The 15,990-nt window shown below is 48.3% G+C and carries 13 protein-coding genes; 1 reads left to right on the forward strand and 12 read right to left on the reverse strand.

The window, feature by feature from the left end:
* Positions 1 to 258: 258 nt before the first annotated feature.
* The 9 genes from ACFQI7_RS01360 to modA form a co-directional block, all read right to left on the reverse strand.
* Positions 259 to 1,275 carry a cytochrome d ubiquinol oxidase subunit II gene (locus tag ACFQI7_RS01360; RefSeq protein ID WP_218096609.1) on the reverse strand — a complete coding sequence of 339 codons (1,017 nt, stop codon included), beginning with the start codon at positions 1,273 to 1,275 and terminating at the stop codon, positions 259 to 261.
* 12 nt (positions 1,276 to 1,287) lie between these two features.
* A complete protein-coding gene (locus tag ACFQI7_RS01365) occupies positions 1,288 to 2,616 on the reverse strand; it encodes a cytochrome ubiquinol oxidase subunit I (protein ID WP_218096610.1) in 1,329 nt (442 codons plus the stop codon).
* A gap of 300 nt (positions 2,617 to 2,916) precedes the next feature.
* Entirely contained in the window at positions 2,917 to 4,545 is a 1,629-nt protein-coding gene (locus ACFQI7_RS01370) for a GMC family oxidoreductase (RefSeq protein ID WP_218096611.1), read from the reverse strand.
* Between the two features lie 172 nt (positions 4,546 to 4,717).
* On the reverse strand, positions 4,718 to 6,874 hold the full coding sequence (locus ACFQI7_RS01375; RefSeq protein WP_218096612.1) for a sialate O-acetylesterase: 2,157 nt from the start codon (positions 6,872 to 6,874) through the stop codon (positions 4,718 to 4,720).
* A 415-nt stretch (positions 6,875 to 7,289) separates the two neighbouring features.
* Positions 7,290 to 8,123 carry a nicotianamine synthase family protein gene (locus ACFQI7_RS01380; protein ID WP_218096613.1) on the reverse strand — a complete coding sequence of 278 codons (834 nt, stop codon included), beginning with the start codon at positions 8,121 to 8,123 and terminating at the stop codon, positions 7,290 to 7,292.
* Positions 8,124 to 8,240: 117 nt separating this feature from the next.
* The gene (locus ACFQI7_RS01385; RefSeq protein WP_218096614.1) at positions 8,241 to 8,735 is read right to left on the reverse strand and encodes a hypothetical protein; all 495 of its coding nucleotides are present in this window, start codon (positions 8,733 to 8,735) and stop codon (positions 8,241 to 8,243) included.
* A gap of 116 nt (positions 8,736 to 8,851) precedes the next feature.
* Positions 8,852 to 9,490: a Type 1 glutamine amidotransferase-like domain-containing protein gene (locus ACFQI7_RS01390; RefSeq protein ID WP_218096615.1), complete on the reverse strand. Its 639-nt coding sequence runs from the start codon at positions 9,488 to 9,490 to the stop codon at positions 8,852 to 8,854.
* A 219-nt stretch (positions 9,491 to 9,709) separates the two neighbouring features.
* The gene (gene modB, locus ACFQI7_RS01395; protein ID WP_377516543.1) at positions 9,710 to 10,372 is read right to left on the reverse strand and encodes a molybdate ABC transporter permease subunit; all 663 of its coding nucleotides are present in this window, start codon (positions 10,370 to 10,372) and stop codon (positions 9,710 to 9,712) included.
* Between the two features lie 11 nt (positions 10,373 to 10,383).
* Positions 10,384 to 11,232, reverse strand: coding sequence for a molybdate ABC transporter substrate-binding protein (gene modA / locus ACFQI7_RS01400; protein ID WP_218096616.1), 849 nt, complete (start codon positions 11,230 to 11,232; stop codon positions 10,384 to 10,386).
* A gap of 165 nt (positions 11,233 to 11,397) precedes the next feature.
* On the opposite strand from modA, the gene ACFQI7_RS01405 reads away from it, so the two are divergent.
* Positions 11,398 to 12,348 (forward strand): helix-turn-helix transcriptional regulator, encoded by a 951-nt coding sequence (locus ACFQI7_RS01405; protein WP_218096617.1) that lies wholly within the window; start codon positions 11,398 to 11,400, stop codon positions 12,346 to 12,348.
* Between the two features lie 60 nt (positions 12,349 to 12,408).
* On the opposite strand, the gene ACFQI7_RS01410 is transcribed toward ACFQI7_RS01405, so the two are convergent.
* The 3 genes from ACFQI7_RS01410 to ACFQI7_RS01420 form a co-directional block, all read right to left on the reverse strand.
* Positions 12,409 to 13,146: a sugar phosphate isomerase/epimerase family protein gene (locus ACFQI7_RS01410; protein WP_218096618.1), complete on the reverse strand. Its 738-nt coding sequence runs from the start codon at positions 13,144 to 13,146 to the stop codon at positions 12,409 to 12,411.
* 35 nt (positions 13,147 to 13,181) lie between these two features.
* Positions 13,182 to 14,447, reverse strand: coding sequence for an ABC transporter substrate-binding protein (locus ACFQI7_RS01415; protein ID WP_218096619.1), 1,266 nt, complete (start codon positions 14,445 to 14,447; stop codon positions 13,182 to 13,184).
* Positions 14,448 to 14,552: 105 nt separating this feature from the next.
* Positions 14,553 to 15,842: an ABC transporter substrate-binding protein gene (locus ACFQI7_RS01420; RefSeq protein ID WP_218096620.1), complete on the reverse strand. Its 1,290-nt coding sequence runs from the start codon at positions 15,840 to 15,842 to the stop codon at positions 14,553 to 14,555.
* Positions 15,843 to 15,990 lie beyond the last annotated feature (148 nt).

Genomic DNA, 15,990 nt, shown 5'->3' on the forward strand with positions numbered 1-15,990 from the left:
TGATATGAGGGGCACCATCCACTAGCCAAGCGCATAAGCCGACCATGTTCAAATAAATGAAACATTTGAATACATACAAAAGAGCCCTTCAGATGGGAATGAGGGCTATAGCTTTATCGTATTCGAAGTTTCATGAGCGGACGGCCATGAGTGGGAGCAATATGCATTACACGAAATGTCTTACTATCGACAGCAGCAGCACAAGGGCGATACCGAAACAAAGACGCATCAGCCATTTGTCCTGACGATCGAATACATTCATGCCAGTTCCCCTTTCACATAGCGGGCATTGAACAAAAACAATCTCAGCAACAAAATGAGCGACGGAACGAGCAGTGCGAAACCCGCAATAAATACGATGACCAATGCTCGCCCCATGGTCGGGTTCGTTACGCCGCCATACAGTGTCAAATAAGGGTACAGCAAGTAAGGAAGATGCGAAATGCCGTATCCGTAAAACGCAAAAGCGAACTGCAGCATGACCATTACAAAGGCGATGCCGTACGATCGCTGCTTCCAAATCAGCCATACCGCCATCGCAAAGCTGACCAGCGAGAGCCCGAACATCCACCATACGTCCAGCGCACGCTGAAAATGCTCCAGGTTATGATTGCGCAGCGCGATAAACACAAACAAGCTGGAGATGATCGTAGGAATGCCTCCCCATAGTGCGAACCGGCGCATCAATTCCAGCGCATTCTCATCTTTCGCTCTAGCGGCATAAAACGTCAGAAACGTCGAGCTGATGAATAACACACTGGACATCGCAAGCAGCACAACCGCCCAGGAATAAGCGCTGTAAAACAATTCTTCCATCAGCAAGACGACTTCATTTCCCCTGACGGCCAGAAAGCCTCCTTCCGAAATTGTGAATACCGTGGACAAGGAAGCCGGTATTAACAAGCCGGTCGCTCCGTAAGCAAGCAGGTAGAACGAATTTTTTTTCACGCCGTAATTCGCAAATGCGTAGAACGACCCCCGAATGGAAAGCAATATGAGAGCAATGCTGCCGGGAATCAGCAGTGCCGTTCCGTAATAGTAAGCCGTTTCCGGGAAGAAGCCGACGATACCGACGAAAAAAAATACAAGGAACACGTTGGTCACTTCCCACACCGGGGACAAATACCTGGAAATGACCGGCCCGATAATCGATTCCTTTCCGATCATCCGCCCGTAATAAGCGTAAAATCCCGCACCAAAATCGATGGATCCGACAATCAAATAGCCGTATAAAAAGCTCCAAAGAACGGTAATTCCGAGTTGTTCGATGGACATGCCGTAACCTCCTCACAAGATGATGCGGTGCAATTCCAGTTCCAGCTCCGCCGGCTTATTGTGAAACAGACGAGCCAATACGAACAGGCATACGATACCAAGCACGGCGTACAAGACGGCAAACATCCAGAATGTAACGTCAACGTGAGCGTTCGTGGTAGCCGCATCGGACACGCGCAAATATCCCCGGATAATCCATGGCTGTCTGCCGACCTCTGCGTAAAACCATCCGAGCTCGATGGCGAGAAAGGACAGCGGTCCTCCCGCCAAAATGCCTCCTAGTATCCAACGGTTGTATGCGTTCCAACGCTTGATCAGCAGCATCGCCAGAAAAAGGCACGGCACGGCTAACAAATAAAAACCGATCCCGACCATGGCATCAAACAAATAATGCACGTAAAGCGGAGGCCACTCGTCTTTTGGAAAATCATTCAGTCCAACGACCGTTCCGTCAGGATGATTGGTTGCGAGAATACTGAGCGCCCAAGGAATTTCAATGGCTCCGGAAATTTCGCCGGTTTCCGGATTCAATCGACCGCCGACAACGAGCGATGCTCTGTCGCCAGTCTCGAAATGCCACTCCGCAGCCGCGAGCTTCTCCGGCTGTTCTTTGGCCAAAAACTTCGCCGACGCATCGCCGCCAATGATCGTAGCGACCGCGAGAACGAGCCCTACGGTCATGTTCAAGCGAATCGACTTCCGGTAGTAATCGTCCTTTCGCCCTTTGAGCATGGCGAAAGCGGCGATCATGGCGAGCAGAAAAGCGGACGTCAAGTAAGCGGAAAATAATACGTGCGCCACTTTGGAAGGTGTAGCCGGGTTGAACATGGCCGCGAGCGGGTCAATGTGCGTCAGGTTCCCGCTCTCATAGGTGAACCCTTGCGGAGTATTCATAAATGCGTTGACGGTTGTAATAAAAAGCGCCGATCCCGTAGAACCGATAATAATCGGCAGCGTTAACAGCCAGTGCAGGTAAGGATTTGAAAATCGGTTCCATGTATACAGATAGATGCCGAGAAATATGGCCTCGAAGAAAAACGCAAACGTCTCCATAAACAAAGGCAAACCGACCACATTGCCTGCCAGCCTCATGAATTCGGGCCAAAGCAAACTGAGCTGCAGACCGATGCACGTCCCTGTAACTACGCCTACAGCTACCGTAATGACGAACCCCCGCGCCCATCTTCGCGCCATTAATGAATAGTGCACGTCCTTCTTTGCAATCCCCAACCATTCGGCGATGGAAATGAACACAGGCACGCCAACGCCGACCGTCGCAAACAAAATATGAAAAGCGAGCGTCATTTCCGTTAAGCCGCGGCTCCAATCTACCGTCCCCATTGCTTATCCTCCTAAGGCTATGACGTGTAAGCAGACTGTGACCCATGACTCGGTACAATATGGTTACTATACCCAAGGAAATCATTGTTATGCAGCGAACGCGACTTGTTCAAGACATTAGGTTGAAACCGGTGGAAATCGTATTGCCGCTGCGTTTCGGCTCGGGAATAAGTCAATTTTCCCACGCATGAATTTTGTAGTCGACTGTTTGGCGAAAGGTTCGGGGTATAAAAAAAGTACAATCCCACGGATTGTACTTCAGCGCGTTATGGTAGGCGAATTCCAGATATTTATGGAATTTCATTCTTCGTCGGACTCGTACAGCCGCGTCTTTTCCTTACGTTTTTGCAGCTTCTTATCTACTAACAACAGCTGCCGAGCAATCGTATAACCGATCAAGTATGCCGCTGCCGAAGTATTGCCGTCCACCGTGAACGGAATGATGGAAGCATCCGCAACGACGAGTCTCTTTACCCCATGAACGTTTCCCCGGCGATCAACAACCCCGCCTTTGCTTAAAGGAGCCATGCGCAGCGAGCTTTGCTGATGATGATTATGTTCGAAATTATCCTTAATAAATTGTTCAAGCCTTGCGTCGTTGTCGATTACGTCGGGAGACGGCGAAATAAGCCGATAGGTTGGATCGATGGATGCTAATTGCGCTGCAATATTTTTAACGTAAATTTTAAAAATATTTTTGACTTGTTCCATATCCTCCGAATTTTTGAGAAATCCTTCGTCAGCCAACACAATTTTTAAAGGATCGTTGTTCTGAATTTTTATGGAACCGCGGCTCGCGGGACGTAAGTAAATGATGCCTAGCATTAAAGTATGATCGGAACCAACTCCGAATAGTTGAACTGCCCGGCGCATAGGATTCGTTCCGGTGGGATTAGGCAAAAAAGCACCTCCTGCATAAAGCGCATTGGGATCATCAGTGGGATGAGCGCGATCGTCGGGATTCGCGGAAAAAACAGCAAAGTTAAGCGTATGATTTCTTAAACTTTTCCCTACGTTCGGATTATGAAATTTGACCGGAATCCCCGCGTCTTTTAGCATTTTGGACGGTCCGATTCCAGACAGCATCAACAGTTGAGCGCTGTTAATGCCTGCTGAAATGATGACTTTCTTTCGTACGTAAGCCCGGGTCTGTTTGCCTTCAATAAGAAATTCCACGCCGACGGCACGCATGTCGGAAAAAAGCACGCGTAAAACCGTACATTTAGTGAAAACTTTTAATTTCCGGCCGTTAACGCCGCGGCCTGCAGGAGTCATGATGTTCGCAGAAAGAAAAGCCGTTGATGCACTCTCCCTCCGACCGTTCGGGTTCTGATACAATTGCCATCTGGTAAAGGGGCCAAGAGGCGTTTTAGGATCGTTATAATCCAGAATCTTCGGAAACCCGGTCGCTTTCTCGATTGCTGTCGTCAGTTTAACGGCCATCGATGTCGGTCGATCCGGAGTTTGCCTTATATCTATTGGCCCTCTGAATCCGCGCACCCTGGCATTATTGGTTTTTCCGTTGTACTTCTCTAATGTTTTGAATCGGCTCGTAGCCCTTTCAGGTGACCAAATCGGACCTAATAGCGCTTCCCATTGTTTAAGAACAGCTGAAGTAGGTCGTACATATTGTTCACCGTTAATCGAAGACCCTCCGCCCAGCAGTCGTCCGGTCGTCCATTCGAATGAACGGTCATCAACGTTCTCTTGCGGAATTCCTTCTCCTTGCCAAAAGTATTTCGCGAAAAATTGTTCCTCCAGCTCCATCGCAAATTCAGAGTTACGGATCGGCTCATCCTTATCGTTGTTGTCACCGGATTCGAGAACTAGAACCGACGTTTTTTTATCATCGGTTAACGTTTTCGCGATCACGGATCCGGCAGGACCCGTTCCTACGACGATATAATCGAAAATTAATTTTTTTGTCATCCAAAAATCTCCTTAATCAAAATGGGCTAATATACTGTATTGTCGATTGTTGTCCCGTGTGATTCGGCTGCACGAAAAAGATCCGCTATCCCATAGCGGACCTTTGATAAGTATTGGATATTTGTGACGCCCGTCCGGCCATCGTTTCCGACAGCTTCAACAACCTTAGAATTTACTCGGAACGGTCTGTACGGAATGGACTTGCAGGCAGTCCTTCCTTATTGTATAAATTCACTTCCGGAAAGCCTTCATAAGCATAGCGCACAGCGACGGGAGCAGGAACCTTATCGCTGGATACGACTATCCGATCCCCTTGTATGACCGCTTCGGCGTCGACGAAGCGGTAATCGGGGCCGCTCATTTTAAATCCTTTCAACCGCTCGCCTTTCGCCATCAGGCCGCCACCAATGTGCGTAAATTCAATTTCCGCCTTTCCGTTCTTCACGGTCATTGCTTTATAAATCGGCCCCATGTACTCGATCTTTTCGCCGTAAGCTAGCGCCCGGGCAATCAACGACAACCGGTAGCCGGTTTCTTTCTTGTTGCGCGGATGAATGTTATCGGATTGGCCGTTATCGATCGTTACTGCCATGCCGGTATTCTCCGTCTTGGATAACGTGAGCAGTTGCTCATCCCGGAGCGCTGGAAATCTCGTGTTGTTGTAGCTGGATAACTGCACATAGATGAACGGAAAATCGCCTTGATTCCATTGCTTTCTCCAATCGTTCACAAGGGCGGCAAACAGCCCGCTGTAATTTTTGTCTCCGGTCGATGCGTTCTGCTCCCCCTGCCACCAGGCTACCCCTGCTATGCCATAAGGCTGCAAAGGGGCTATTCTAGCATTGTACAGCAAGGAAGGCAGCTGCCTCTTCGGTTCGGCCTTAAAGCTGAACTCTTTTACGATGTCTGGCCGCATCCACATATAAATGTCGGTTCCTCCCACCGCGGTTGAGATAAGGCCGATCGGTACGCCCAATTTCTTCTGCAGCTCAAGCCCGAAATAGTAACCGGTCGCGGAAAAATCGGCGACGCTTTCCGGGGTAGCGGCTTTCCAGCTTCCGCCGGGAACATCCCATTGCGGCTGCTCCGTCATAGTAAGCCTTGAGGAGAACAGCCTGATCTTATCATGATTGGCCTGACGTATATCCTCAGGATCGGCAATGCTTTTCATTACAAACTGCATATTGGATTGGCCGCTTAAAACCCAGACCTCTCCGACGAGAACATCCTTATACACAATCTGTTTTTGATTATTGTGCACAACCAGTTCATATGGCCCGCCGGCTTGTAATGGCGCAAGTTCAACCTTCCATTTGCCGTCTTTTACGGTCGTTTCCGCCTTCTGGCCCGCGAACTGGACCGTCACGTGTTCACCGTCCGTTCCTTTACCCCAGATCGGAATCGTTTTATTGCGCTGCAGCACCATCCGATCGGAGAAAACGGCCGGCAGAGCCAAGGCATCCTTTCCCGCGGCGGGCACATTGCCGCTCGGGGCTGCTGCTGCGAAAGCTGCTGAAGCTGCAGGACGTTTATCTTTCAAGCTATCCCATTCGCTGAAGGGATACACTTTCATCCCGCCGAACGTGACTGCGGGCTGTACGTCGGCTGAACCCGACGTTCCGACCTGCGGCCCGACATCCGCGTTTTTCATGATGCGGTAATTGGAATTGTCCAAATAGCTGATCAGCGGTTTCTTGCCCGATTCGGGATCGTCCGGGTCGAATACATACAAATTAAGCGTTACGATGTTCTCGCTTACGTTATTGATGACGATGCGCGCCGTATACGTTTTTCCCCACTTCATAATATAAGGCGCTTCCCGCTTGGGATCGGAAGCATTGTTGAATTCGGCCGGCGCAGCCGTATTCATAAGCTTCCACAGCAATCTCCCGTTTTCCATACTGTATTGAAACGCATAATATTGTTTCTTCGCGAAATCTTTTGTACGCGGAATGAGCACAACTGCCGGTCTCGACGCAGCGCCCAGTTTGTCGACCTGGAACGATGTCTCAAATATGTAGTTGTCTTCCCGGATGAAAGCATCCGTTTTCAAGGCGGCGTTTGCAGGACCCGTTTGGTTGCGAACCACGAAACCTTGCGTACCCGACAAGGCAATGTCGGTACCGGATGAACGCTGCAGGAGCCATACCGGTTGACCGTCCGCTTTGGCAATCGTATTCTCGATGATGCTCTGATTCGAAAAGTCGATCGCCGTTCCAAGCGGTTTTTCAACCGGAAGAGGCGATTCGATCTCCTTCCGTGTATCCAAACATGCACTGAGCGTTCCGACAAGTAACACTAACCATATCGATACAAACCACCGCTTCATCGATTAAGTCCTCCTATGGCCGCGCTTCTCCCCTGCAAGGTATGAGCAAGCGGCTCTGTTCATCGGCAAATCCACATCATTTGCATATGCGCTTCATTTTGTATCAATTCGCTTACCTCAGCATCAGCTCAATAATGTTAACGCTTCAATGTATAAATCCATATCCTATAATCCTTGGATGAGTCTGTCTTTCCAAAGGGAGAACCACCCTGCCTATGATCATCGATATCTCGCCCGTACATGCTCGGATGATGAGATGTTCCTAAAAGCATTTTAGTACATTTTGTAACATGTGAATAGAAGAAATTTCCAACGATTGGATTTGTGGTGCAATTCGCTTGATAAGGTATGATCACGGCAGGTATGTGGCGTCAAGGTCGGATTCGTTTGGCCTAAAACAACAAATAAGGATCAGCTATACGGCTGATCCTGCAACGTTCTTTTGGTGTTCCAGAATGATCGTATCATAAATGCACCTGTCTCGGCGTAGAGATTTTACCTCCCAGTCGCTTAACAAGCCGACATCCAATGGATAGTTGAATAAAGATCTTAATCCGTTCCCGTACCGGACAACGATTTTACAATCGGAAGAAACATATGCTGTTAACTCCTCCACAATTTCCAGTTTCTGCGGAACCAGCGAAGCAATAAATACGTGTGTGGCCGCCGCTAGAAATTCAGGATTCCGCAAGTGACTGTCCGAATAATGAAAGGAGTCCTGCAAACCGAGAAATTGCGCCAATTTGTTCCCGTGACGAATCGCTTCACCATCAATATCCGTGCACAGCACTTCGGCCGACGTTTCTCTTGCCATGGTCAATGCGGAGACAGGGAACGCGCCGGCACCGATAAATAGGACTTTGGCGTTAGGGCCCATGCAAACGTATTCCTTCTCTTCCTTTACGGCAGCGGAAAGAAGCGAAAAATACAGGTTTGCATCCCGTTGCTCCGTGTATGTACGAAGAGCTTTCATTTTCTCGACCAGGCATAACGAATGTGCCGAGATTTCCCTTATTTTTTCCGAACATTGCTTTATATCTTCACGGCTTCCCCACTGTTTCCAGCGCTCTTCATTCTCCTTACAAAGGATAAATTCACAAAGGCGATCCAGCTCGTCAGTGAGAAGTTCCACTCCGTCCGGACGGCAATGAACGGCTGCCAACAGCAGGGTCAGATCCGCCTCAAACGAGGTCAAGCGACTTAGAAATTTTTCATGGCCTTCGATGTCTCTTCCCTCCCTCTCCTCCACATTCACGCTTAACTTGAACAGTTGAAGTATATGAGGAAAGGTAAGCCATCCATGTCTGAGTACGTACACTCTATTTAAAAAAAGAAGCTCATCGGAACAAACAGATCGGAGCTTCAGCTATTGAAATAACCATTGCTTCACTTGTGCTTCAAAATCAGAATCTTTCCACAAAGTAACGGCGTTCATTTCACCGAGCTGCTGCATTTGGACTTGCATAAACCAATCGCCTAAAAAATAGGCTAATCTGCTGTAGCCAAACGTTTTGCCGCCATTAATTGAAAACCACTCGCGATATAAAGAATTAGACGGAACGGTACAATAATTTTTGGCAAACGCCTTTTTTATTTCTGCTCTGTTGGATTCGGCAAATGCTAGCCAATCCTGGCCTTGTTCATCGTATGAGAAATATATGGAAGGATGTAAACCGCCTGCTGTTTTTCGGGAGAAGTGTATAGCTGCACCTTCTTGAAAAAGCCAAACGAGCGGGCTTTCCCAATGAATTTGCGTCCAGTCGATCCCGGCGTTATTTGAAATTAGGTTATGTGCTGCATGGCCGAATTCATGGGCGACAATGACCTTAACATGATCCAGCCCGGGAGATAACTTTTCCAAAGCAAATGTAATGTTCGTCGTATGCCTATGATATGTGTAAGCATTGGAACCAAAACCGCCCCCAACAAATTACGAACTTTACTGCATATGTCGCTAGGAGATCAACTGGTCATCTTTCAATCATGAGAGATTTTCGTCATAGTCTCCCCGTTGATGTAAAGTGCTTCGTGATCGGTAATTCTTAGAATCTCGCATTGATGCGTCGATTCAAATTGTTGAATTCTCGCTTCGATCGTTTCATCATGCGGAAATTTATCGTGTCTGCCGTAATGGGGAAACGTAATGGGTTCATGCAATCGAAGCGCGGTTAGATCATGCATACCGACGTGATTAAGATGGGGAGTAAAGTAATCGACAATTCGAATGTCCGGTCCTAAAACCACCGTACCTGCACTGATCCCTACGAGTACTACGCCGTTTTTACTTAAACTCTCTATGATCTGATCCGCTCCGCTCCGTCTTAAATGATGCAAGAGGTGGAATGGGTTCCCCCCGCTCAAACAAATGACGTCGTATTTGTTTAATTTATCAGCATCTTCAAATTCAATGTCTATAAATTCCACTTTACGGAATCCCATCGAGTCCAACGCTTGCTTTGCCTTTAGGGAGGGCCGAGCATGTGATTTAAGCTGGACGGCCGCGGTCGTCATGATAACAGCCGTCAATTCATTGGGGCTTCGGTCTACCAGATCGAGAAACGCTTCCGTTATGTTGGATGTCGCAAATCCGGCAGAAGTCAATAAAATTTTCCTCATCGTTCTCCCCCCTCGTTACTTGTTCCTACTCGAGATGCATATCGAATAAGCCCTCTAGTCATCATAAGGGATCATTTGGCATTTGGGTAATGATAATATGCTATAAGCACATATACATAAAAATTATAAAACGGGATTCACAGATGATAGTGCAGTCTGTGATCCCGTATTTCGTTGTTTACCTTTAGATTATATTTCAAAACCACTGTGTTTGCTTTATCATCGACTATTTCTTTGTCTCGTAAACAGCAGTATGACGAACGAAATGATAATGATGGAGCACGACCAGGCCCATGCCATCGTCGTATTGCCCGAATCAACCGCGACGTAAATTGCGGTCGGTATGGTTTGCGTTTTACCCGGGATATTTCCAGCGATCATAAGCGTTGCTCCAAATTCGCCAAGGCCGCGGGCAAAACCGAGAATATACGCCGAAACGAATGAAGGGGCGGTTAACGGAAGCGTGATATAACGGAACACCTGCCATTCGTTTGCCCCGGCCGAACGCGCAGCCCCCTCCAAATCGCGATCCACTGCCAGGAACCCGACCTTCATCGTTTGATACACGAGCGGAAATGATACGACGATTGAAGCGATTACGGCGGCCCACCACGAAAAGATGACGGGTGCAGCAAAAAGCCATTCAATGAATTGACCCAACCAACTTTTTCGACCCAAAATGACTAAGAGCACAAAACCTACCACCGTCGGCGGTAGAACCAGCGGCAGCATAAACGCGGTTTCAACAAGCGTCTTGCCCGCAAACGACCTTCTCGACATCCGCCACGCCGTTCCCACACCGAGTACAACAACGACAAGACTCGATACAAACGCGACTTGCAGCGATAGCCAGATCGGAGTCACAAATTCATGCCAATTCATGACAGCCACGATCAGTTAAGAATCGAGAAACCGAATTTTACGAAAACGTCAATCGCTTGCTTGGACTGCAGGAACGTGTAAAAATCTTCGGCTTCTTTACGATGTTTCGTTGCTTTCACGATTCCGACCGGATATTCAACAACGGTGTACGTTTTGGGATCGACAGTAAAAGCGACTTTGAGTTTAGGGGATGTTAATGCATCCGTCTTATAGACGAATCCAACTTCAGCATTTCCCGTTTCCACATATTGAAGCACTTGCCTAACGTCTTTTGCCTGAACCATCTTGGATTGCAAGCTGTCCCACACTTTCTCGTTCGTGAGCGCTTCTTTCGCATAACTTCCTGCAGGCACGCTTTCGGGTATACCGATCGCAACCTTTTTCACTTCCGATTTGGACAAGTCCGCGACCTTACCGATCGAAGCTTTTCCATCAGCGGAAACGACAGCCACCAGCTCGTTCGTCAGTAATTTTTTTTGTTGATTGGCATCAATCAATTGGTTATCCACGAGAGCTTTCATGTTCTTCGCTGCGGCGGAAAGAAATAAGTCGGCAGGCGCCCCCTGCTCGATTTGCTGCTGTAGTGCACCGGATGCGCCGAAGTTAAAATTCAACTTAACCGCAGGGTTTTTCGATTCGTAAGCCTTCTGAATATCTTTAAGCGCGTCGGTCATGCTTGCTGCAGCGGACACCGTCAACTGTACGGCTTCAGCTGGTTTTGGACTTGATGCGCCCGCGCCGGAGGTTTGTGCATTCGCATTGCCATCCGCAATCGGTTTTTGCGTGGAACCACAGCCTGCCATCAGGAGCAATACAGACAAAAATAACAAAATCACATTACATTTAATGTATTTAAACATAAATTCCCCTCCTTTGTATGATTTAGTTATAATTAAACATAATTATTATACATACCCTGCTATATATTGTAAACTCGATTCGTGAATACCACTTGGAATAACCATTTGTGATATAATGAAGCATAAATTATATGTGACGCATGCAACCACTAGGAGGATTCCGATATGTCCAGTGACATGTCCTATACAACGGAAGAAATCGCCAAACTGTTGAAAATATCCAAACTGACCGTTTATGATCTGATCAAAAAAGGCGAGCTGGTCTCCTATCGGGTCGGCAAGCAAATGCGAGTCGACGCCGCTGATCTGGAAGCTTATAAGCAGCGGACCCGAGCGGCATCGACTACGGATCGCCCTGCCGTGATCAATGAGCCCCTACGTTCCCTCTCATCCGCTCCCATGAACGGAAACCGCCCGATCGTTATTACCGGACATGACATCGGCCTGGATATTTTGGCCAAACATATGGAGAAAAATATACCTGGCATCCGGCCTCTCCGTTCCTTTGTCGGCAGCTTGGACAGTTTGATATCGATGTACCGGGGGGAGTCCGACATCGTCAGTACCCATCTTTTGGACGGAGATACCGGCGAATACAATCTCCCCTATATTCGGACGCTGCTTGTCGGTTCTTCTTATTTGGTCGTCAATCTGCTTTTCAGAAATGCAGGGTTATATGTCAAGCAAGGAAATCCGTTCGGGCTCAAACAATGGTCCGACTTAAGTCAGCCGGGCTTGCGATTCGTGAATCGCGAGAAAGGTTCGGGCGCCCGGGTGCTGTTAGATGAGCAGCTCCGTCTTCACGGGATCAAACCCGAACGGTTGGTCGGATATGACAATGAACAAATCAATCACCTCGCAGTGGCATCTAAAGTGGCCTCAGATGAAGCCGATGTCGGTGTAGGCATTGAAAAAACCGCCTCCCTTGTCAAACAGATCGAGTTTATCCCTTTGATTCGGGAACGTTATGATCTGGTCATGCTTAAAAACGCGAATAACCATTACTGGATTCAATCGCTATTGCAAATTTTACAGTCCGATGTATTCAAGCAGGAGTTTCAATCGATTTCAGGTTACGACTTGTCCCGTACGGGAGAGATTTTGTTTGAATCGTGAGAAAAACAAAAATGGACATTCGATGAAAACGAATGTCCACATAAGCTGCTAATACGATAACTAAAATCCGAATTGGTCACTTACGTATTTCCGGCTCATGATCGCGCTTACGGCAGGCGCCCGGTCGGTGCTGTCCTGCTCCACCGTCCACCAAGGCAGTTTCAGTGCCAGTACCCGTTGTAAAATCGGGCTCAGCGGGACTTCCCCTTCGCCCAGCTCTTTCCACTGTTCTCCCGCCGTGTCTTTGAGATGTACATACTTGATATGTGCCGCATACCGTTCGATGAACTCCTCCACATTGGTTCCAGCCCGATAAACCCATGCCAGATCGGCGGCCAAATCGACGTTGTAGGTGCGCGTCAGTTCGTCAAAAAAACGATAACCGTTCTCGAATTCCCCAGCATGATTGTGATAGCATAACCGAACCTGTGCTTGGGAGCAATACTCCGATAATTCCGAAGCCAATTCGAACCATTTGCGATATTCGGGCATACGTCCCATGCTGACCAATAAATACTTGCTGCCCGCACGGTTCATACGCTCCAGCAAATCGCCCAAGACCTGCCTGCGGTCTTCGGTATCGAATGATTTGAGATTCGCATGCAACGCAATAATCGAAATCGAATTCGCCGATGCGCAATGGAGCAATCGTTCTTCCTGCTCGATCAACATCTTGGATCTGCATTCGATTCCATCGTATCCGGCGCGGTGCACTTCGTCAAAAACCGATTCCGGTTCTCTCTCGACCCGGTCCAATCCCCATAATCTTGCCTGAATCGCTATTTTCGGAATCGCCATCGTTCCTACCTCCAAACTTATTTTGCCTCGACCGGTTATTTTGCTTTTTCTTCGGCTACCCTTTGATTCACCTTTTCTTCCGCTTCGCGAAGCGCCGTATTAATATCCTGTTTGTCGGTCGCGATATTCGCGAATGCCGCTCTTACAATAGGCCCGGCCAAATAATCGTACTGCTCGACGACTTTCGTCGCGGCATTGCCGCTAAAATCCGCTTTCAAATTTTTACCGGCTGAGCTCGGCACATCGGCGCCGTATTGTTTTATGATTTCCGGTACATTGGAACCGGGGACCAGTGAGGCCGTACGGGCGATTGCGATTTGCACCGGGTCGGAAAAGTAAAGCGAAATGACCTGAAAGGCGGCATCCTTATTTTTGCTGGACGAAGCGATCGTCAGCATGGCGCCCAGTTTATCCATGATCAAATGATTATCGAACGTCGGCGAAACGACATAATCCCAATTCAAATCCGGGATCGGATTTCGCAACAGGAAAGAGGAGTTCGTAATAATCATGGCGGTGTTGCGGTCTTTCGTGAACAAATCACGGTCTCCCGTCGTCGCGTAATTTCCGGGAATGCTGTAGAGCGACTTCCAGGCTTGAGCGATCTTCTCCCAACCCGGCGTCTTCAATTGGGCCTTGCCGTCTTTTCCGAAGAATGGCAGCTCCAGCATCGATTTCATCACACCGAAATCTCCCAAGACCAACCCGTGATAATTGACACCCCCTTCGGAAAGGGTCAGCTTCCGCGCTAAAGCAATGATCTCCTCCCATGACATGGCTTCCTTGGGATACGGGACACCGAACTTGTCGAAAATATCCTTATTATACAACAGCACACGCACGCTGCGGTCCGATGGCAGAGCATAGATTTCGCCGTTACGGCCAAAAGCTTGCACGCTTTTTAACAGATCGGTATCGAGCTTTTTAATATCAAAATTGTATTTTTTGATCAGTCCGTTCAAGCCGTACTGAAGATTCAAGTCCATTGCCGGCCGTAAGCTGCCGTTTTGAAAAACGATATCGGGCGTATCGCCCGTCGCCACCTTATCGGCTAAAGATGGAGGTGACTGCATGTACTCGAGCGTAATATGCGGGTACTTCTCCTTGATGATCGGATCGATAAACGTATGAGACACTTCGACATAAGCGCCGCTTAAATCCGCTTTAACCGTGACCGGCTCCTGCTTCTCTGCCGATTTGACGATATCGCCGCTACCCGTCTCCACTGTTTTTTGCGAACAGCCGGACAAAGTCAAAACAATCGCGACGATTGCCGTCAAATGCAACTTTGCCTTTTTCATTCAATCAACCCCCCCCCATCATTACATCATGATGAAATTTATTACATTGCCGTTTGAATCATCCACGCTCTAGTCGTTTGCCGGATGATGTCATCGTTCGCCCATTTATTTTGTTACCGCCATATCATCCGCGACGAGTTTGTTGATTCTATCCTCCGCGCTGCGCAATGCGGTGTTAATGTCTTTCTTCCCGTCAGCGACTTGCTTGTATTCATCGAAGACGATGTCACGCGATTGCGGGTAATATTTGGAGAAGATTTGGCCGGCTGCAGGCTTGCTCTTAAATATCGGCTGCAAGTCGACTCCAGGCAAAAATTTGGTGGCGAACTGCTTCTGGAGTTCCGGATCCTTGAGCGGAGACAACCGGGCATAGGTTTTGGCTGCAGCCATTTGCACCTCGTCGGAAGTTAGCACCTCGATGACCTTCATCGCCGCATCTTGATTCCTGCTCGTCTTCGTCAGAAAAATATAGTGCGCATCGACCATACCGTACGTATTGGGCGCTTCCTTGAACTGAGGATATTGGGCGATACCGAGAGAAATCGTTCCTTCTTCCACAGCTTTTTTGATATTCGGCAACGAGTCTCCCACATTGGGGAACATCGCCACTTGCCCTTTCATGAAATCTTTGTTCACCCGATTTCCGGGGATCGAATCGATGCGCAACGCATATTGCAGCGCATTTTTCCACACGTCGTTATTCACGGTCGCTTTGCCCGTTTTGGCGTTGACGATGTCGGGAGAGAATGGGAATGCCAATCGCTGAACGCCGCCATAGTTGAGTCCCTGAATCTGCACGTCGCCTTCCATGCGAGTCATTCTGGCTCCCAGATCAATGACCTCCTCCCAAGTCATGCCGTCCTTCGGATAGGGCACGCCGAACTTGTCAAACAGATCCTTGTTGTAATATAAGGCGTTCAACTGGGCGTAATACGGGATAGCGTACAGTTCCCCCTTCTCGGAAAACCTTTTGATAGCGTCGATATACACATTCTGAAAGCGGCCCAGGTCCAAATTATGCTTTTTCACCAGGTCGGTCATATCCGTCAGCAGATCATACTGCTGATAGCTCGGCACGCCTCCATTCCAATCGGTGATCAGATCGGGAGTTTCCCCGGCAACAATGAGTTCGCTTAACTTGCCTTGCAGCTTTTGCACCGTGATCTGGGGATATTTCTTGGTCATCGGTTCAGCGATCATGAAATTAAAAAGCTGATCGTTCATATTGCCGGCCATGATTTTGACCGTGGTCGGTTTAGAGACATCGACCGCTTGTTCCTTGCCTTCAATTACATTCGATTTCCCCATGCTGGGGTTGGAGGAATGTAAGCAGCCTGTAGCGAATACGGCGATCAGTGACACCGAAGCGATATGTTCCGCGATCCGTTTTCTCACCCAAAATGACCCCCCATACAATTGCAGTCGTTTGAACAATCACAACACTGCTTGGGATTAATGTCAGCTCGTATCGAATCAATCCTTTTGATTCAAACTACTTCAGGTATTGAGGCATGTTTGTCAGATTCATAGTGACAACAGTACT

It is taken from the genome of Paenibacillus allorhizosphaerae (assembly GCF_042659105.1).
Taxonomy (GTDB): domain Bacteria; phylum Bacillota; class Bacilli; order Paenibacillales; family NBRC-103111; genus Paenibacillus_G; species Paenibacillus_G allorhizosphaerae.